General features: G+C 43.0%; 15 protein-coding genes. 12 read left to right on the top strand and 3 right to left on the bottom strand.

The genetic code is table 11. The features are described from left to right. The first annotated feature begins 110 nt into the window (after nt 1–110). Complete coding sequence (locus tag K6V21_RS07560; protein WP_217715516.1) at nt 111–3,545, top strand: bifunctional proline dehydrogenase/L-glutamate gamma-semialdehyde dehydrogenase; 3,435 nt, start codon at nt 111–113, stop codon at nt 3,543–3,545. A gap of 79 nt (nt 3,546–3,624) precedes the next feature. On the opposite strand, the gene K6V21_RS07555 is transcribed toward K6V21_RS07560, so the two are convergent. Further along, on the bottom strand, nt 3,625–4,842 hold the full coding sequence (locus K6V21_RS07555; protein WP_217715515.1) for a sensor histidine kinase: 1,218 nt from the start codon (nt 4,840–4,842) through the stop codon (nt 3,625–3,627). Between the two features lie 133 nt (nt 4,843–4,975). On the opposite strand from K6V21_RS07555, the gene K6V21_RS07550 reads away from it, so the two are divergent. Further along, complete coding sequence (locus K6V21_RS07550; RefSeq protein ID WP_217715514.1) at nt 4,976–5,584, top strand: hypothetical protein; 609 nt, start codon at nt 4,976–4,978, stop codon at nt 5,582–5,584. 353 nt (nt 5,585–5,937) lie between these two features. Here the strand turns inward: K6V21_RS07550 and upp are convergent, their stop codons facing one another. After that, nucleotides 5,938–6,591 (bottom strand): uracil phosphoribosyltransferase, encoded by a 654-nt coding sequence (gene upp / locus K6V21_RS07545; RefSeq protein WP_217715513.1) that lies wholly within the window; start codon nt 6,589–6,591, stop codon nt 5,938–5,940. A gap of 290 nt (nt 6,592–6,881) precedes the next feature. Here upp and pckA point away from each other — a divergent pair, with 290 nt between their 5' ends. The 5 genes from pckA to K6V21_RS07520 all read left to right on the top strand — a co-directional run bounded on the left by pckA (nt 6,882) and on the right by K6V21_RS07520 (nt 12,753). Beyond that, complete coding sequence (gene pckA / locus K6V21_RS07540; RefSeq protein ID WP_217715512.1) at nt 6,882–8,489, top strand: phosphoenolpyruvate carboxykinase (ATP); 1,608 nt, start codon at nt 6,882–6,884, stop codon at nt 8,487–8,489. A gap of 135 nt (nt 8,490–8,624) precedes the next feature. Continuing rightward, nucleotides 8,625–9,929: a MutS-related protein gene (locus K6V21_RS07535; RefSeq protein WP_224321406.1), complete on the top strand. Its 1,305-nt coding sequence runs from the start codon at nt 8,625–8,627 to the stop codon at nt 9,927–9,929. Nucleotides 9,930–9,974: 45 nt separating this feature from the next. After that, nucleotides 9,975–10,619 carry a nitroreductase family protein gene (locus K6V21_RS07530; RefSeq protein WP_007211826.1) on the top strand — a complete coding sequence of 215 codons (645 nt, stop codon included), beginning with the start codon at nt 9,975–9,977 and terminating at the stop codon, nt 10,617–10,619. A gap of 81 nt (nt 10,620–10,700) precedes the next feature. Next, the gene (locus tag K6V21_RS07525; protein ID WP_224321405.1) at nt 10,701–11,732 is read left to right on the top strand and encodes a hypothetical protein; all 1,032 of its coding nucleotides are present in this window, start codon (nt 10,701–10,703) and stop codon (nt 11,730–11,732) included. Nucleotides 11,733–11,748: 16 nt separating this feature from the next. Further along, the gene (locus tag K6V21_RS07520) at nt 11,749–12,753 is read left to right on the top strand and encodes a hypothetical protein (protein WP_224321404.1); all 1,005 of its coding nucleotides are present in this window, start codon (nt 11,749–11,751) and stop codon (nt 12,751–12,753) included. Nucleotides 12,754–12,845: 92 nt separating this feature from the next. Here K6V21_RS07520 and typA read toward each other — a convergent pair whose 3' ends face one another. Beyond that, nucleotides 12,846–14,645 (bottom strand): translational GTPase TypA, encoded by a 1,800-nt coding sequence (gene typA / locus K6V21_RS07515; RefSeq protein WP_007211823.1) that lies wholly within the window; start codon nt 14,643–14,645, stop codon nt 12,846–12,848. A gap of 157 nt (nt 14,646–14,802) precedes the next feature. Here typA and rpsO point away from each other — a divergent pair, with 157 nt between their 5' ends. The 5 genes from rpsO to K6V21_RS07495 all read left to right on the top strand — a co-directional run bounded on the left by rpsO (nt 14,803) and on the right by K6V21_RS07495 (nt 19,326). After that, nucleotides 14,803–15,072, top strand: a complete 270-nt coding sequence (gene rpsO / locus K6V21_RS07510) for a 30S ribosomal protein S15 (RefSeq protein WP_217715509.1) — start codon at nt 14,803–14,805, stop codon at nt 15,070–15,072. 216 nt (nt 15,073–15,288) lie between these two features. After that, nucleotides 15,289–15,798: an ATP-binding protein gene (locus tag K6V21_RS26725; protein WP_309493891.1), complete on the top strand. Its 510-nt coding sequence runs from the start codon at nt 15,289–15,291 to the stop codon at nt 15,796–15,798. After that, the gene (locus K6V21_RS26720) at nt 15,762–16,370 is read left to right on the top strand and encodes an ATP-binding protein (RefSeq protein WP_309493901.1); all 609 of its coding nucleotides are present in this window, start codon (nt 15,762–15,764) and stop codon (nt 16,368–16,370) included. The genes K6V21_RS26725 and K6V21_RS26720 overlap by 37 nt, the downstream gene beginning before the upstream one ends. A 639-nt stretch (nt 16,371–17,009) precedes the next feature. After that, nucleotides 17,010–17,585 (top strand): helix-turn-helix domain-containing protein, encoded by a 576-nt coding sequence (locus tag K6V21_RS07500; RefSeq protein ID WP_007211819.1) that lies wholly within the window; start codon nt 17,010–17,012, stop codon nt 17,583–17,585. Nucleotides 17,586–17,679: 94 nt separating this feature from the next. Then, entirely contained in the window at nt 17,680–19,326 is a 1,647-nt protein-coding gene (locus K6V21_RS07495) for an AMP-binding protein (protein WP_007219290.1), read from the top strand. Nucleotides 19,327–19,332 lie beyond the last annotated feature (6 nt).

The following is a 19,332-nucleotide window of genomic DNA, read 5'->3' as shown; positions in this document are numbered from 1 at the left end:
TCCAGACCTTGCACCGGTATCGTGCCGTAATGTTCAGTCCCACCCTTTATTCATGTTTTTAGTTCGCGAGTGATATTTATTTTCAGTCATTTACTAAACATGAATAGATTATGGATAATAGACCTACCATAGCCGAGGTACAAGAATGGGTACTGAAGCTACACAACACGTGTGAGCAAACCATCACAAACGAAGAGCGCAAAGAACAGCATAAATATGCCGTCATGGTGCAACGTCCGCAGGACAAGAAGTTCCTGGTGAAAATGCTGGATGAATCTTCGCAGATACGTGATCGCAAGAAACTTGCCACCCGCATTAAGACTCTGATAGACCGCTATGGAGTACCCGAATTTCTGAATAAGCGGGATACTTTCCTCTTTAAAATGTACCAGGCCTTCGGACATCATTTCGACTTCATTGCCATACCTATTATAAAGAAACGCTTACGCATGGATACGTCCAAAGTTATCCTTGATGAAGCACGTCCCAAGTTAACCCGACACCTGTCCGAACGTGCACAGCAAAAGGTTGGACAGAACGTTAACCTACTGGGTGAAGTTGTTTTAGGCAATGGGGAAGCAGATCACCGTTACCATCATTACCTGGAAGCATTGGAAGCTCCGGATATTAACTATATCTCCGTCAAGATATCCGGCATCTATGCCCAGACGCATGCCTTGAATTATGAAGAGAGTTTCCCGGAACTGGTGAAACGCATGTCCGCTCTCTACCAAAAAGCAATAGACTTCCCGCATACAGATGAAAACGGAGTGAAACGTGCGAAGTTTGTCAATCTGGATATGGAAGAATATAAAGATTCACACTTTACTTTACGCCTGTTTAAAACTGTACTAAGCAAACCGGAATTCAAAGACTATTCAGCTGGTATCGTTGTACAGGCTTATCTGCCCGATGCTTATGATTTCCAGACGGAATTGCTGGAATTTGCAAAGGCACGCGTGGCAGAGGGAGGTGCACCACTCAAAATGCGCCTTGTAAAAGGTTGTAATCTGGAAATGGAAACGGTGATTTCTTCCTTGCGCGGCTGGCCCAACCCCATACTTTCCACAAAAACGGAAGTAGATGCAAACTACCTGCATATACTGGAACGCGCCCTGCTGCCCGAAAATGCAAAAGTATTGCACATCGGAGTGGCTTCGCATAACCTGTTCACAATAGCCTACGCTTATCTGTTAAGCCAGAAAAACAACAGTTCAGAGTATATGACATTTGAGATGTTGGAAGGTATGGCCGACCATGTATGGCGCGCGCAGTCGCAACTGGGTAATCACATCATACTATATGCACCGGTAGTGAAAAATGAACATTTCCTGAATGCAGTCTCTTATCTGGTACGCCGTATGGATGAGAATACAGCTCCGGATAACTTCCTCACTCACTCATTCAATCTGAAACCGGGAACCGACACCTGGAATTTCCTGCAAAAGCAGTTTGAAGAAGCATATCACAAGAAAGACAGCGTTTCTCATATTCCTACGCGCACGCAGAACAGGCTTTTACCATATTCTTCCGTTCCTCCATCCGACGTGATGAAAAACGAACCGGATACGGATTTCGACCTGCCTCAAAATCAGGAATGGGTGCGAAATATCTTTGCCAAATGGAAAAAGTCTTCCGGCGATACTCCGGAAATCATTCCTCTGCAAATAGGAGCCGAAACCATCGTTTGTGAAAAACGCCATAAGTACATGGACCGCTGCCAGAATGATGAAGTATGTATTTGCGAAATGTCGCAAGCCAATACGGAACAAGTAAAGCAAATCATCGGCATTGCAGAAAAAGATCCCGCAGGCTGGCGGAACACCACTTTAGAGGAACGTCATAGAATCATGTTCGAAGCAGCCAATCGCCTGGGTGATATGCGCGGAGACCTGATAGGCAGCATGTGTGCTGTAACAGGTAAAACAGTGGTAGAAGGCGATGTGGAGGTATCCGAAGGTATTGACTACGCCCGCTTCTATACCACAACAATGAAAAAATTCGCCGCACTGCATGATGTGGACATCACCTCCAAAGGAACAATCCTCGTCATTTCACCGTGGAACTTTCCATGTGCCATTCCTATCGGCGGCATTGTAGCCGGATTGGCCGGTGGCAATACCGTGATACTGAAACCCGCAACAGTAGCCGCTCCCGTAGCGTGGCTATTTGCCAAGGCTTTCTGGGATGCAGGAGTACCCAAAGAAGCATTGCAAGTCATTATTACCGACCGTGAAGCACTGAAAGAGTTGACCACTGCTTCGGCTATCAAGCATATCATCCTGACAGGTGGTACGGATACGGCCCAAAGCATTGCACGTACCAACCCGTCTACCCCACTTTCCGCCGAAACCGGTGGAAAAAATGCTATTATCCTTACCGCCTCAGGCGACCGTGATCATGCCATTATGAATATCGTTGCTTCCGCTTTCGGAAATGCCGGACAAAAGTGCTCAGCATGTTCCCTGCTGCTTGTAGAACGCTCTGTATACGAAGACAAGAACTTCCAGGATAAGCTGAAGGATGCCGCCACCAGTATGAAAGTAGGCAGTGTATGGGAAGCCGGTAATGTAGTAGGCCCCATGATTACCAACCGGAACGACAAGTTACTGCAAGCCCTCACACTGGAACCCGGCGAGTCCTGGCTGGTTCCACCTAAGTTTATCGACGAGAAGCAATACATCCTCGCCCCTACCGTGAAATGGGGAGTAAAACCGGGCAGTTATTCATTCCGCACCGAATTGTTCGGTCCCATGTTAAGTGTGGCTTGCATTGACAATCTTCAACAGGGAATAGAGTTGGTAAACAGCCTGGACTACGGTTTGACTTCCGGTCTGCAAAGTCTGGATGAGAACGAACAGAAACTCTGGAAGAACTCCATTCTGGCAGGTAACCTTTATATCAATCGTGGCATCACAGGCGCTATTGTCAACCGCCAACCTTTCGGCGGAATGAAACTGTCTGCTTTCGGTGGTGGTGTAAAAGCAGGCGGACCAAACTATTGCGCCTGCCTTGTGAAGATTACCGACAAGCCGGAAAGCAATACGGATTACAAGCAAAGTTATCCCCATGTATATGAGGAAGAATTTGCGCATGCACGGGATATCAATAAGTTATATGGCGAACAAAATGCATTCCGCTATCTGCCATTAAAGAATATGGTGCTCCGTCTTTTCCCGGGAGATAGTAACGAAGAAGCGGAAATGATCGCACTTGCCGCAAAACTCTGCCATACACCACTGACTATCAGCTTTGCCCCGAATGATGATCGCACGACTGCATTATCATCTACCGGTTGTACACTAAAGAAAGAAACGTTCGATGAATTCCTCAAAACAATGAGGACTTATGAACGCATCCGCACTTGTGGCGCTGATATTCCGATGGAAATGTATGAAGAGGCAGCTCGCAGAAACAAATACATTGCCACGGCAAAACCTGTGAAAAACGGACGTGTAGAGTTGATACATTATATTAAAGAGCAAAGCATCTCATTTGAATACCATCGATATGGCAGTATTCTGGATGTGCCACCTGTAGAATAACAATTTAAAAGAACGTGATCCGGCTTGTCTGTTAAAAAAACAGACAGGTCCGGTCACGCTCATATACGACAAGAGAATATCAATCCTCCGGATTAGCCTCTTCGTTCTCCGTCGGCAACGGCAAAGAAACAGTAAATTCGCTATATTTCCCTTCTATACTCTCCACACTGACGTACCCTCCATGCTCCCGGGCTACATTCATCACATAGTTCAGTCCCAAACCGAAACCGGATACTTTCTTCTTCTCATCCTCATTCCGGGTAATGACGCGTTCAAACTTATCAAATACAATCCGTTGAGCCGCAAGCGGAATACCGATTCCATTATCCCGCACCCTGATCTGAATATACTGTCCGGAAAGGCAGGAAGTAATCTGTATATCTATTGTATCCTTAGAATATTTCACAGCATTATCTATCAGGTTACTTAAAGCCTCTTTCAGATACTCTTCATCAGCATAAGCTCCCTCTTCCTGCAAATCAACCTGAAATGTGATAGGCTTTTCTGCCTTAGCAGTGAACGTGTGTACTAGCTCATCCACCATAGGACGGAGTTGAATCCAATTCTTATCCAGCAATAATTGTCCATGTTCCAGTTTAGAGATAGTCAGTACTTTATTGACCAGTGCAAGCAAATGTTGAGCTTCCGCCTCCAGTATATCGAAGTGCTTTTCTTTCTTCTCAGGCTTACTATCTACCTTTCCACTACGAAGCACTTTAAGCCCAATCAGGATGGAACTGATCGGATTCTTCATGTCGTGAACCATAGCAGAAGAGAAATCTTCACGCATTCGTGCCAACTCATCCTGCCGGCGGATAATATCCACCTGCTTACGTATGGCAAATAATAGAAGTCCCAAAGCCGCTATCGTTCCGAAGAACATATAAAGCAGTTTGCCGATGAACCCGGCACGAAGATTCTGGATATAAGCATGTACTCCCTGAGCGTCATTCACAGGACATACAAAGGTATAGTGCTGCTCCAACAGTTTCCGATAATCAGAAAAATATCGTAAATCCTGTTTCAATACGATGGAATCACCGTGTAAAGATACCGTATCCAGGCGAAACTTGATCCGCTTCAAATTCACTTCATCCAGTTCATTACGGAAAAAGGCAGCCAGATCCTTAGTTTGTCCGGCTTCAAATGCATCCGTCGCACGGCCGTAAGCTTCGTGGATATTACGTATCACTTGCTGCCGGTTCAGTCCGAAACTTCGTCCTACCCAATTTCCAAGTAAGTACAGGACAGCAGCTGTTGCAGTTATTGTAAGAAGTATATAATACGACTTTTTCATCAAGCATTCTATATTTCAGGCAAATATAGATAAACTTTTCTTTCCATCTTAACATAAAGATAACATTCTGATAACCTAAATTAATTTCATACTCTTGCTATCTTTGCAGCGTAGAAATCAGTAAAAAGGAATTATGGAAAAGAAAGAAGCAAATAAGGAGCCATTCAACCGCCCGGATGGAGTGGAAGTGAAACTCACGGCAAAGTCTATCAACATAAGAGGATTTCTGTTTTTTTTCATTCTGTTCCTGACAGGCAGCTATCTGTTTGCTTATGTATGGGATGACTCTTCATCCTATGGTGCCGGTCGTTTATTGGGTACCGCTGTAAAAGGAATCAGTAGTCCCCAAGTTATGCTTTGCATATTTTTACTCCTCGTGTTTTATATACTAATCCAGGCAGGGATTCTTTACTGGTTTAGCGGAAAGGATAAAAAGCTCCTACACTGGCATTTTGACTGGACTGGAGTAGGATTTTCTCTGACTCGTCCTATTCCATTGAAGTTCTATCGGGTATCCTTATTATTACCGGGCATCTTATTGGGAGTGATGCCTGCAATCCATGGATTCTGTACAGGAGAAGCCAATATATTCTTTTTAGGATTATTCGGTATTCTGGGTGGTACGGGAGATTTCCTTTTCTGGTACAGCCTTCGTGCCTTTGATGACGAAGACCTACTCTTGGCCGGTAAAAAGGCTTTTCAGGCCACTATTATAAAACGCAATTACGGGAAGAATGATTAAAGATGCTCAAGACCTTTTTACATCCAGCACTAAGCCTTATTGGATGTCAACCAAGATTAACAAGTCTGTCAACCTTGGTTAACGGATCCATCAACCTTGGTTGACAAGCCTGTTAACCAAGGTCAACACCTGATTATCCCTTAGATAAAAGGGATATTTCACTGATTATAAACAGAATATCCCCTTATATAAAACAACAGAAAACCTTGTTTGCCGGACGATACAAAGTGAGGGTAAAAAAACTGCCCTCACTCTTTTTTCTGCTCTCACTCACACTTAACATTCTAATTATTATTGATTTATTCCAGAAGTGAGGGCAGTGAGGGTAGATTTGGAAAACTTTTTATTGGTATCTATTCTTTTTCGCCGAATGCCAAATCTCCTGCATCTCCCAGTCCCGGAACAATATACGAATGGTCATTAATTTCCGGATCGATGGCTGCACACCAAATGGTAGTTTTGTCTGCGGGAAGTGTGTTAGCAATGTGTTCCACAGCCTGACGGCTGGCAATGATAGAAGCAACATGAATCTCCGCCGGATGCCCTTTCGTCAACATAGCCTGATAGCTCAGTTCCATACTGCTGCCGGTTGCCAGCATCGGGTCGGTAATAATCAGTGTCTTTCCGTCAATGCGCGGTGAAGCGATGTATTCAATATGAATATCAAACTTCAACGTATCCTTATACTTTCGGTAGGCAGAAACAAAAGCATTCTCCGCACCGTCAAAGTAGCTCAGAAAGCCCTGATGGAAAGGTAGTCCGGCACGCAGAATGGTGCTTAATACCAATTGATTATCCGGAGTTTGCACGGGTGCTATCCCCAGCGGAGTCTGTATATTCTTCTGAGAATAAGCAAAGTCCTTACTCATTTCATAGGCCATAATTTCCCCGATGCGTTCAATGTTTCGGCGGAAGCGAAGGCGGTCGCTCTGTACTTGTACATCCCGGATCTCGGCAACATACTGGTTCAGGATGGAGTTTGTTTCGGCAAAATTGATTATCTTCATGATAGTTTATTGAATTTATATGCGCAAAGTAAACGATTTCTTGCGCAATTTGCAACATTCAGTTTGCAGATATTGTTATGGAGTTATAAAAGACTTCTCATTAAAGAAAAATTTCTCTAATCGGGTGTTTGTTTCGAAAGAAAATACTACTTTTGTACGCGAAAAACAAGGGGCTGTTCGGATATGGCTTAATTCATACCGGTTTCCTTCCCCCCTTGAGATAGATAAAGGTAAAAAGAATTAGCAAGAGATTAATAAACCAAATACCAAATTTTAAATCATTAAAAGAAATGGCAAATTTAGATTTAAGCAAGTACGGTATCATGGGTGTGACTGAAATCATTCACAACCCTTCATACGATGTACTCTTCGCAGAAGAAACCAAACCGGGTTTGGAAGGTTTTGAAAAAGGTCAGGTAACTGAACTGGGTGCTGTAAACGTTATGACTGGTGTTTACACCGGCCGTTCTCCTAAAGATAAATTCTTCGTTATGGACGAAACCAGCAAGAATACCGTATGGTGGACTTCGGAAGAATACAAGAACGACAACAAACCTGTTGACGAAAAATGCTGGAAAGCTTGCAAAGAATTGGCTACTAAAGAACTTTCTAACAAGAGACTGTTCGTAGTTGACGCATTCTGCGGTGCTAACGAAAACTCTCGTCTGAAATTGCGCTTCATCATGGAAGTAGCATGGCAGGCTCATTTCGTAACAAACATGTTCATCCGTCCGACTGCTGAGGAATTGGCTAACTTCGGTGAACCTGATTTCGTTATCATGAATGCTTCTAAGGCTAAGGTTGAAAACTACAAGGAACTGGGTCTGAACTCAGAAACTGCTGTTGTATTCAACTTGACTGAGAAGATCCAGGTTATCCTGAACACTTGGTACGGTGGTGAAATGAAGAAAGGTATGTTCTCTTACATGAACTATCTGCTTCCGTTGAACGGCATGGCTTCTATGCACTGTTCTGCAAACACTGACATGAAGAACGAAAACACAGCTATCTTCTTCGGTCTGTCTGGTACAGGTAAGACTACTTTGTCTACTGACCCGAAACGTCTGTTGATCGGTGATGACGAACACGGATGGGATGACGAAGGTGTATTCAACTTCGAAGGTGGTTGCTACGCTAAGGTTATCAACCTTGACAAAGATAGCGAACCCGATATCTACAACGCAATCAAACGTGACGCTCTGTTGGAGAACGTAACTGTTGCTGCTGATGGTAAGATTGACTTCGCAGATAAGAGCGTAACTGAAAACACTCGTGTTTCTTATCCTATCTACCACATCGAAAACATCGTTAAACCGGTATCTAAAGGCCCGGCTGCAAAACAAGTTATCTTCTTGTCTGCTGACGCATTCGGTGTATTGCCTCCGGTATCTATCCTGAACGCTGAACAAACTAAATATTACTTCCTGTCTGGTTTCACTGCTAAGTTGGCTGGTACAGAACGTGGTATCACTGAACCGACTCCGACATTCTCTGCTTGCTTCGGCGCTGCTTTCTTGAGCTTGCACCCGACTAAATATGCAGAAGAGTTGGTTAAGAAGATGGAAAAATCAGGTGCTAAGGCATACTTGGTAAACACTGGTTGGAACGGTAGCGGCAAGCGTATCTCTATCAAAGATACTCGTGGTATCATCGACGCTATCCTTGACGGTTCTATCGACAAGGCTCCTACTAAGGTTATTCCTTTCTTCGATTTCGTTGTTCCGACTGCATTGCCGAATGTTGATCCGAAGATCCTTGATCCTCGCGACACTTACGAATGTGCTTGCAAGTGGGAAGAAAAAGCTAAAGACCTGGCTGCTCGTTTCATCAAGAACTTCTCTAAGTTCGAAGGTAACGAAGCCGGTAAAGCACTGGTTGCTGCTGGTCCGAAGCTCTAATCTGAATAAACCCAGTTTAGATATATATGCGAAAGCGGCTCTTGATATCAAGAGCCGCTTTTCTTGTTTTTATCTGTTTCGTTTGTTCTTCCTAATTATTTTCCTACTTTTGCGCTATACGTAATACCTAAGAATATGACTTATCTGGATACGGACAAGCAAACGCAGGCAGATTTGAGCATTACAGAAGGAATATATGACGAATATCCCCTCTACTCCTTATTCTCCGGAACGGAGACTAAAAACGGAAAACGCATGATGCTCGATTGGATTACCTCTCCCCTGAACGATATATCTGCCATACGAAAAAGACAAGAAGCGATAGCCTGGAAAGAGTTACCCGAACTTCCTTTGGATGAAGAAGAGCTCGACTTTATCGAATATTATCTGGAGTACCGTGATCAGATCAGAAGACCTAATATTTTAGTGTCGCTGACTTCAGCATTCGACCGTTTATTAAGACACGACGCTCAACGCTATATCATCAGACGGGGTGTAACCTTAATTATCCTGTTATTGAACCGATTGGATACATTGCGAAAAAACACTCTGGAAAATGCCCCTTTACTATTGAAAGAATTAGCACAAAGCATTCAGGACACTATACATGGCAGCGAACTGAAAGAAGTTATCGGCCTCTATAAAGAGAAATCTCCCTCCAACTATACCATCGACAAATACGATTACCTGTTTCGTTGTATCCATTTTGAACTGATCAGAGGGTTACTTTCTCAAATTTATATACTGGACGTATGCCGCACAGCACAGCATGTAGCAATCAACAGAGGTTTCTGCTGCTGTCCGGAAATGACAGAAACGATGGATTTATCTATTACGGGCTTCGTACACCCGTTCACCAAAGAGGGACGAAGTAACGACTGGAAGATGTCAAACGGCAATATATGCATTCTTACAGGCTCCAATATGGCCGGTAAATCAACAACCCTCAAAGCCATCACAATCGCTGTATGGCTGGCGCACTGCGGATTACCGGTTCCAGCCCGTTCAATGACCTGTCCTGTTTTTGATGGAATCTATACTTCAATCAACCTCCCGGACTCCCTGCGCGATGGCAGAAGTCATTTTATGGCGGAAATTCTACGGATCAAAGAAGTTCTTCAAAAAGCGAAATCCGGTAAGCGATGTCTGATAATACTGGATGAAATGTTTCGCGGAACAAACGCACAGGATGCCTTTGAAGCTTCTGTCGCAGTAAACGAATTACTCAGAAAGTATTTGCATTGCTCATTCCTTATATCGACCCACATTCTGGAATATGCCAAACATTTTGAGAAAGACAGTGCATGTTCTTTCTACTATATGGATTCAAGAATTCAGAACGATCAATTTATATGTCCTTATCAACTGGTTGAAGGCATATCCGAAGCACAGGTTGGATACTGGTTGGTAAGAAAAGAATTGGAATCACTTCATTACTAAATCTTTTTTGTTAGCTTTGCGAAAACCAATATTAAACAAAGCAATATGAAAAGTATCAAATTGATGTTAGCAGGTGCCAGCCTGTTGCTGTGCTGCGGATGCGGCATGCAAGTAAAAGAGAGTACAACTGTGACTGAGAAAGCAAGCAATGAAAATGCAGTAATTGAGAATATGATGTCACGCCGCAGTATTCGTAAATACAAGCCGCAAGCAGTGAACCGCGATACTATGCAGATTATACTGAACTGCGGTATCAATGCCCCCAACGGTCAGAACAAGCAGTCCTGGGCAATCCGGGTAGTGGATAATCCGGATTTTATCAATGGTATCACCGAAGTTTACAAGAAACAGAATCCGAAAGCCGCTGAAGATCCTAACTTCAAAAATATGTTCCGCAATGCTCCTACAATAGTATTTATCGCCAATGACAAGTCTTATGATCTGTCACAGATAGACTGTGGTTTACTGGGTGAGAACATGATTCTCTCAGCTTGGTCTATGGGTATAGGTTCTTGTTGTTTAGGAGGACCGACACGATTTATAAACTCCACACCGGATGCAGCAGAATATTTGAAGAGACTCGATATTCCGGAAGGATATGAGTTGCTCTATTGCATCGCATTCGGTTATCCGGATGAAACTCCGGCAGCTAAGCCGAGAAATGCGGAGAAGATTAAATTTATAGATTAAAGATTTTTTTAAAGATTCTGCATTGTCATCTCCATTTGCATAAGATTATTTACTACATTTGTAGGATAACACTTGAAATGTATGAAAATAGCAGATACACATAGCTTATTTATAGCTCTTATCTGGATGATATTATTCTCATCGTGCTCTGATGAGAATAATACTCCTGATATCAATGGAAAAGAAATCTGGATAGGCCTACAAATCGGACCTTCTCTGGAATATGATTCACAACCTTTAAGCAGAGCTACAGTTCAGGAAGCCGGTATTTATGCAGTTAATGTTTTCTGGAAAAAGGGTTCTGCCTTTCAGCCTTATGCAACTGGGCTTTTTGAAGATATTTCAGATATAAGCATCGGACTGATTGAAGGATACATTTATCGGTTCGACTGCACCTTCCTGAAAAAGAATGAACTTCCTTATAACAACAATGGATATTTCGGACTCCCATTTTCTATCACAACAGATAAACGGGTAGATGCTGCTGTCACCAATAAGCTGGTTATTTCCATCAATCCTCTAAATGAAAACCAGAATTTCCATCAACACATTTATAAAGGAGCGATGCACCTGGAAGCCAATGACATCAGTGAACGTCCTACGGACACACATCGCTTTTATGGCAGCGCAACACTTGACTTGATCAATGCCGATCCCGTAGTTGAAGGCAATCGTCCGGTAAAGTTCGTTTCTATTGAACTGAAAAGAGCATATTATACCCTGCGATTTGCAGCTGAGAACTTATCTATAGGAGATTCCATCAAAGTAGAAACCAGCAATGCCAAAGCATTTCTCATAGAATGTACCGATGCCACCACTTCCCTTTCCATGTCGGAAGAGAGGCTGTTTTCTCTACAAAATGTCGCCAACATCGGAAACGGCAATATCAACGCCACAGAAAATCTGCCTATCAACGTCTATTACCGCCCAAAGAACGCTGAAGAATGGACTAGCATTATCTCAAACCAATCCATTACTATTCAACGAAATAAAAAGAATCTGATAAAGATTATAAATATAGATAAGCATTACGATGAAAATACTTCTATCTCATTTGAAGGAGACAACACCGATTTGGATCCCACAGAAGAAGAACATCAAAACATTGGATAATCAAACAAACAGATATATGAAAACAAAACATTTAATTTTAGCGGGATTAGTCGTCCTAAGTCAGATTCTGCAATCTTGCCTTAAAGGAGAAGATGTTTATAAAGAGAAAGAGCCTACTTACACTGAGCTGGACCTTAATATAGGTGGCGAGTGTTCCCTCACAGAAAAACCAATGAGCCGTGCCGATGCTTCGAAAGAGATTTTTGGTATAAATGTAGCCATGCTCATACAGAATCCCAACGGGTCAGTCACTCAAAAGCCTTATGCTTATGGCATCTTTGACAATATCAAAGCAGGGAATCTGAAGTTGAATGTCCTCGACGGATATCAATACCGCATCTCGTGTACTATGATAAAAGAAGGAAAGGACTCATTATTGACTAAAGATGGGACACTTTATCCACTGACACTCAGCAAAGGAAACGATCCAAAGTTAGGTACAATCACCAATAAGTTCATTACAGCCGAACGACCGGATGGCACACAAGAATATCTTTTCGATCTTGAAAACTCCAAAATAGGAACCAGCGGACAGAGCAATTATACCCGTCCTTTTATTCAAAGATACCATGGTCTCATCGACAAGCTGACCGTAACGGCCGACCAGACAAATACACTGGAAGTTTATCGCCGGTATTTCGGTGTACAATTCAAACAGAACGGATTACAAGCTGATTGTAAACTGGAAATCCAAATAGATGGTGCACCGACTGTATGGTTGACTCCTGATAAGAAAGAATCACCCGAGCTTATGGTTTCTATGAGAACCTTGACGACTCTTGTTGAAACAGGAAAGATTCTGACTGATAACGCCCGTGTTAAAGTCACCGTGCACCGGACAGGAAAAGAAGCCGAGGATATATTAAACTATGCTATCAATTTCAAGAGAAATTATATGCATACGATTGTCATTTCCGATATCGATCATTTTGGTACAGGAAGCAATGTAAGCATCCATGTAGAAGAAACCGAACTGGAAAACAGTGCCCAGGAAGATTTACCCTGGCAAGGAGGAAACTAAAATAAAAAAGAAAAGGTGGGCATTCGATTTGAAAGTCCACCTTTACTTTTCCGTTAGGTTTGATAAGTTTATTAACCCATCTCCACTATTCTTTAATTCTTATTCGCACGTTTACGTTCTATCTCGTCCAGAATCACTTTACGCATACGCATTGCCTTCGGTGTAACCTCTACGTACTCATCTTCCTTGATATATTCCAAAGCCTCTTCCAAAGAGAACTGTACAGGCGGAATCAGACGAACTTTATCATCCGAACCGGAAGCACGCATATTCGTCAACTTCTTGGATTTCGTAACATTAATCACGAGGTCGTTATCATGAGAGTGCTCACCTACCACCTGTCCGGCATACACGTCCTCCTGTGGGAAGATAAAGAACTTACCACGATCCTGCAATTTATCAATGGCATAAGCAAAAGCTGTTCCCGTTTCCATGGCAATCATAGAGCCGTTGGTACGACGTTCGATTTCACCTTTGTGCGGTTGGTATTCCTTGAAACGGTGTGCCATAATAGCTTCACCGGCAGAAGCAGTCAGTACATTTGTACGCAAACCGATGATACCACGCGAAGGCATATTGAATTCCAGGTTTACACGTTCGCCTGCACTCTCCATCTTCACCATCTCACCCTTACGACGGGTTACCATATCGATAATCTTACTGGAATATTCTTCGGGGACATTTACTGTCAGTTCTTCAATCGGCTCACACTTCACACCGTCAATCTCCTTGAAGATAACCTGCGGCTGACCAACCTGAAGCTCATAACCTTCACGACGCATGGTTTCAATCAATACAGAAAGATGAAGTACACCACGACCGGAAACTACCCATTTACCATCTTCTTCACTTTTACGTACGCGTAAGGCAAGGTTCTTATCCAATTCCTTCATCAAACGGTCATGGATATGACGAGAAGTCACAAACTTACCATCACGACCGAAGAAAGGAGAATCATTAATGGCGAACAACATACTCATAGTCGGTTCGTCAATAGCGATAGGCGGCAATGCTTCCGGATTTTCAAAGTCACAGATCGTATCACCGATCTCAAAGCCTTCGATACCTACCAACGCACAGATGTCACCGGAAGAAACTTCCGATACCTTCGCACGTCCCATACCTTCAAATGTATGCAGTTCCTTGATTTTTGATTTCACAAAACTTCCGTCACGCTTAGCCAGAGATACATTCATCCCCTCTCTAAGCGTACCACGATGTACACGGCCTACGGCAATACGTCCGGTATAAGAAGAATAATCCAAAGAAGTCACCAACATCTGCGGAGTACCTTCCAACTGCGTGGGAGCCGGTATATTCTCTACAATACAGTCCAATAACGCGAAGATATTATCAGTAGGAGTCTTCCAGTCCGTACTCATCCAGTTGTTCTTCGCAGAACCATAAATAACGGGGAAGTCCAACTGATCTTCCGTAGCTTCAAGGCTGAACATCAGGTCGAACACCATTTCATATACTTCCTCCGGACGGCAGTTCGGTTTATCTACCTTGTTCACCACAACGATGGGTTTCAGACCAATCTGCAGAGCTTTCTGCAACACGAAACGTGTCTGGGGCATCGGACCCTCGAAAGCATCCACCAACAGGATACATCCGTCTGCCATGTTCAATACACGCTCCACTTCACCTCCGAAGTCACTGTGTCCCGGAGTATCAATGATATTGATTTTAGTTCCTTTGTAATTGATAGAAACGTTTTTAGAAAGGATCGTTATCCCTCGTTCACGTTCCAAGTCGTTGTTATCCAGCATTAATTCACCTGTGCTCTGGTTGCTGCGGAACAGATTTCCCGCCAAGAGCATCTTGTCGACAAGCGTCGTTTTCCCATGGTCAACATGGGCAATGATTGCAATGTTTCTAATATTTTGCATACAATACCTATATATTTGGATGCAAAGGTACGAATTTTGCATTAGATATAGTTGCAGCAAGAGAAAAATTTCATTGAATATCATTGCAGTATAAAAGATTATCTCTATCTTTGCAGCCTCGTAAGAGAAAATTTATATATCAATTTAATTAAAAGTTATGTATTTAGACGCTGCTAAAAAGCAAGAAATCTTTGGCAAGTACGGAAAGTCTAACACTGATACAGGCTCAGCTGAGGCCCAAGTAGCATTGTTTTCATACCGTATTTCCCACCTGACTGAGCACCTTAAGCTCAACAGAAAAGATTATAGTACTGAAAGAGCCTTGACAATGTTGGTAGGAAAACGCCGTGCGTTGCTGAACTACCTGAAGGATCGCGACATCACCAGATATCGTGCCATCATTAAAGAGCTCGGTCTGCGTAAGTAATCCGTTACTTGCAGCAAAAGCATTAAAAAGGGAAGCCGTTAAAAAGCTTCCCTTTTTTGTTTCCAAATGTCTCCGATCCTTATACAATAAATAAGCACAAAAGCTATACAAGACAGATCTTCCTCCTATTATGACTTCTATAGAAGACACATTTCAAGTAAAATATGCACTTTATAGAATTATTTCCTATATTTTGCATGTCAAGCAAGCTGAAGTATGGAAAAAGACATCATCAAACAAATCATTCTGAACCAGCAAGAGTTCATTAGCCAGGTGAAGCTATTGCCCCGTAAAGTATCCATTGAAGAAAATGGTAATTATGTATTTGTGGGTATCCTCCGTGCCGGCAAAACTTATATGCTCTACCAGCATATACAGCAACTGCTAAAAGATGGACATAGTAAACAAGAAATTCTCTTCATTAACTTTGAGGACGAACGCATTACGGATATTAAAAAGGAAGAACTTCATCTGATTGTAGAATGTTACAAAGAAATGTTCGCCTTCGAGCCTATCATCTTTCTGGACGAAATACAGAATATAGAAGGATGGGAGCACTTCGCACGCCGGCTGGCAGATGAGAAACGGCAAGTTTTCATCACGGGTAGCGTTACTTCTACAATGGAGGCTTACCCGAAAGCTTCAGTTACACAGACAAGCGCGCCTGGCTCACCTCCTTATATCAAAAAATACTCTATTCGGACATTGTCATTAGAAACAACGTAAGAAATGAACAAAGCCTGCGTCTGTTAGTACGCAAGCTGGCCGATAGTGTACTTCAGCCAATAGCCATCAAAAGATTGCAGAACATCTTGCAAGGAGATGGAAGCAAAGTGACCCGCGAAACAATCTCCAGCTATTTAGGTTATCTGCACGACGCTTATCTCATCTTCTCTCTCTGCAATTTCAATGATTCCATCCCACAGAGAGAAGGAACGAAGAAACATTATTTCTACGACAACGGCATCCTCAACCTGTTCCTCTTTCAGCCGGAAACCAAACTACTTGAAAATATTGTAGCTATCCATCTCTATAAACAATATGGAGAAGCACTCTTTTATTACAATAAGAATGTAGAAGTAGATTTCGTAGTTCCCGACGCCGGGCTGGCTATCCAAGTTTCCTATTCTCTCCGCGACGAGCAGACGCGAAACAGGGAAGTCAATGCCCTTGTCAGCCTTTCCCGTTTCATGAACATAAGCACCGCTTTAATTATCAGCAAAGATCAGGAAGAGACTATTGAGCAGGATGGAATAAGCATAAAAGTGATTCCTGTATGGAAGTGGTTGGCAGATTAGTTAGCAATTTATAGCTTTCCGTATCAAATTAACGCTATATGCCCGATTAATCTAACGCATGTCTTTTGATAAAGTTGCATTCCAAAGTATTCGGCGAATAAATAAAGAATAAGAATACCCTATTTCCGCATATTCATCCGCATTTCCGGGCAACTTATGCAAAAAAGGGTTACTACTTATGGGTGAAAGGGTTACTACTTATAAGTAAAACACTTACTACTTACGGGTAAAAGACTTACTACTTACAGACAAAACACTTGTTTGCTTCATGACGAAGACTTATAAGTGTGCTTTGGCGTAGATATTTCAACCTAAAAAAGATGTAAACATTTCGATATTACACTATCAGCCTGTCATTTGTGGCTTTTCGTTTGCTTGCTTTGGTGCGTAGAGGTTGCTGGACGGATATAACGCACTCTCAGCCAACAGAAAATACAAATTGTCAAAATGATAAATCGCGCCTTCTTCGCTCTCTTCTTCCTTCTTATAGAAACAAGAGAGACATGAAGAAGATACAGTCTCTTTTTATCCGGACGCGAAACTTTTCCGCACGGATTGTTGCACCAAGTAAAAGTTTGTTTTATTTTTGTGCCTTAACAATACAATTTATAACCTAATAGGCGAAAAACATTATTAATTATGGATACAAGCAAGATTGTCGGAGAAAAGATAAAGTCACTCCGTGAAAGCCAGTCAATCAGCATTGAGCAATTGGCCGAACGTTCCGGTTTAGCCGTAGAACAGATTGAACGCATTGAAAATAACATTGACTTGCCATCACTGGCTCCACTTATCAAAATAGCACGTGTTCTGGGTGTACGCCTGGGGACTTTCCTTGACGATCAGGATGAAACGGGTCCGGCCATCTGCCGCAAGACGGAAGCCAAAGACAGTATCAGCTTCTCCAATAATGCTATCCAGAGCCGTAAGCACATGGAATATCATTCCCTGTCCAAGTCGAAAGCGGACCGGCACATGGAGCCGTTTATCATCGATGTAGCTGCTACGGAAGATAGTGATTTCGTACTCTCCTCTCACGAAGGTGAAGAGTTTATAATGGTTATGGAAGGTATCATGGAAATAAGTTACGGCAAAAATACATATCTGCTTGAAGAAGGAGATAGCATCTATTACGACTCCATCGTTCCCCACCACGTGCATGCTTATGAAGGACAGGCTGCCAAGATTCTTGCAGTAATCTATACACCGATTTAAATTAATAATAAAGAATAAAGAATGAAGAATTAGCCATGCGGCATCCTTATAGCGCAGCTCAATTCTTCATTCTTCATTCTTAATTCTTATTTCTATGTTATACGAAAGAACGCTCGGCCAATGGCTGGAGCATTGGGCAGAAACTACGCCCGACAAAGAATATATCGTTTATTCCGACCGTAACCTGCGCTTCACCTGGAGCCAGTTCAACCGCCGGGTAGACGACATGGCAAAAGGACTAATTTCTATCGGAGTGGAACGCGGTACCCATGTAGGTATATGGGCCGCTAATGTACCCGACTGGCTTACTCTTCTGTATGCCTGCGCCAAAATAGGTGCCGTCTATGTCACCGTAAACACCAACTACAAACAAGCAGAACTGGAATACTTGTGCGAAAACTCAGATATGCACACCCTTTGCATTGTGAATGGTGAAAAAGACAGCGACTTCGTGCAAATGACTTACACCATGCTGCCGGAACTGAAAACCTGCGAACGCGGACATCTGAAGAGCCAACGCTTCCCGCACATGCGCAACGTTGTTTATGTAGGCCAGGAGAAACATCGCGGTATGTACAATACAGCCGAAATCCTCTTATTGGGTAACAATGTGGAAGACGAATGTCTGAATAATCTGAAAAGTCAGGTAACCTGCCATGATGTAGTGAATATGCAATACACATCCGGCACCACCGGATTCCCGAAAGGCGTTATGCTCACCCACTATAACATAGCTAACAATGGCTATCTGACAGGAGAACACATGAAGTTCACCAGCGACGATAAGTTATGCGTTTGTGTCCCCCTCTTCCACTGCTTCGGTGTAGTACTTGCCACCATGAACTGTCTGACACATGGCTGTACGGAAGTAATGGTGGAACGCTTCAACCCACTGGTAGTCCTCGCCTCTATACATAAGGAACGCTGCACGGCTCTGTACGGTGTACCCACGATGTTCATTGCCGAGTTGCACCATCCAATGTTCGATATGTTCGACATGTCCAGCCTGCGCACCGGCATCATGGCCGGCTCACTCTGTCCGGTGGAATTGATGAAGCAGGTGGAAGAAAAGATGTATATGAAAGTTACGAGTGTGTATGGTCTGACAGAAACATCACCGGGCATGACAGCCTCACGCATTGACGACCCATTCGATGTTCGTTGCAATACCGTAGGACACGATTTCGAACACACAGAAGTCATGGTGATTGATCCCGAAACCGGAGAAGAATGTCCGGTGGGTGTGCAAGGCGAAATGTGCAACCGGGGCTATAACAACATGAAAGGTTACTATAAGAATCCGCAAGCCACAGCCGAAGTAATCGACAAGAACGGTTTCCTTCACTCCGGTGACCTTGGCGTGAAAGATGAAGACGGCAATTACCGCATCACCGGGCGCATCAAAGATATGATTATCCGTGGTGGCGAAAACATCTATCCGCGAGAGATTGAAGAGTTCCTCTATAAACTGGAAGGCGTGAAGGATGTGCAAGTGGCAGGCATTCCATCGAAGAAATATGGCGAAGAAGTAGGTGCTTTCATTATATTGAAGGAAGGAGCGGATATACACGAATCGGATGTACGTGACTTCTGTACCGGTAAGATTTCACGTTACAAGATACCGAAATATGTTTTCTTTATTGACGAATTCCCTATGACGGGCAGCGGTAAGATACAAAAATTCAAACTGAAAGATGTAGGGCTACAGCTTTGTAAGGAACAGGGGATAGAGATCATCTGATTTTAA

The organism is Bacteroides cellulosilyticus (assembly GCF_020091405.1).
GTDB lineage: Bacteria > Bacteroidota > Bacteroidia > Bacteroidales > Bacteroidaceae > Bacteroides.
The sequence above is the reverse complement of the archived record's forward strand: the minus strand, read 5'-3'. Positions and strand labels throughout refer to the sequence as shown.

What these genes read in the sequence shown, in the direction of transcription:
- K6V21_RS07525 (WP_224321405.1), top strand. Translation starts at nt 10,701, where the DNA reads ATGAAAATAGCAGATACACATAGCTTATTTATAGCTCTTATCTGGATG.
- K6V21_RS07495 (WP_007219290.1), top strand. Translation starts at nt 17,680, where the DNA reads ATGTTATACGAAAGAACGCTCGGCCAATGGCTGGAGCATTGGGCAGAA.
- typA (WP_007211823.1), bottom strand. Translation starts at nt 14,645, where the DNA reads ATGCAAAATATTAGAAACATTGCAATCATTGCCCATGTTGACCATGGG.
- K6V21_RS07500 (WP_007211819.1), top strand. Translation starts at nt 17,010, where the DNA reads ATGGATACAAGCAAGATTGTCGGAGAAAAGATAAAGTCACTCCGTGAA.
- K6V21_RS07555 (WP_217715515.1), bottom strand. Translation starts at nt 4,842, where the DNA reads ATGAAAAAGTCGTATTATATACTTCTTACAATAACTGCAACAGCTGCT.
- K6V21_RS07550 (WP_217715514.1), top strand. Translation starts at nt 4,976, where the DNA reads ATGGAAAAGAAAGAAGCAAATAAGGAGCCATTCAACCGCCCGGATGGA.
- K6V21_RS07535 (WP_224321406.1), top strand. Translation starts at nt 8,625, where the DNA reads ATGACTTATCTGGATACGGACAAGCAAACGCAGGCAGATTTGAGCATT.
- pckA (WP_217715512.1), top strand. Translation starts at nt 6,882, where the DNA reads ATGGCAAATTTAGATTTAAGCAAGTACGGTATCATGGGTGTGACTGAA.
- K6V21_RS07520 (WP_224321404.1), top strand. Translation starts at nt 11,749, where the DNA reads ATGAAAACAAAACATTTAATTTTAGCGGGATTAGTCGTCCTAAGTCAG.
- K6V21_RS26725 (WP_309493891.1), top strand. Translation starts at nt 15,289, where the DNA reads ATGGAAAAAGACATCATCAAACAAATCATTCTGAACCAGCAAGAGTTC.
- upp (WP_217715513.1), bottom strand. Translation starts at nt 6,591, where the DNA reads ATGAAGATAATCAATTTTGCCGAAACAAACTCCATCCTGAACCAGTAT.
- K6V21_RS07530 (WP_007211826.1), top strand. Translation starts at nt 9,975, where the DNA reads ATGAAAAGTATCAAATTGATGTTAGCAGGTGCCAGCCTGTTGCTGTGC.
- rpsO (WP_217715509.1), top strand. Translation starts at nt 14,803, where the DNA reads ATGTATTTAGACGCTGCTAAAAAGCAAGAAATCTTTGGCAAGTACGGA.
- K6V21_RS07560 (WP_217715516.1), top strand. Translation starts at nt 111, where the DNA reads ATGGATAATAGACCTACCATAGCCGAGGTACAAGAATGGGTACTGAAG.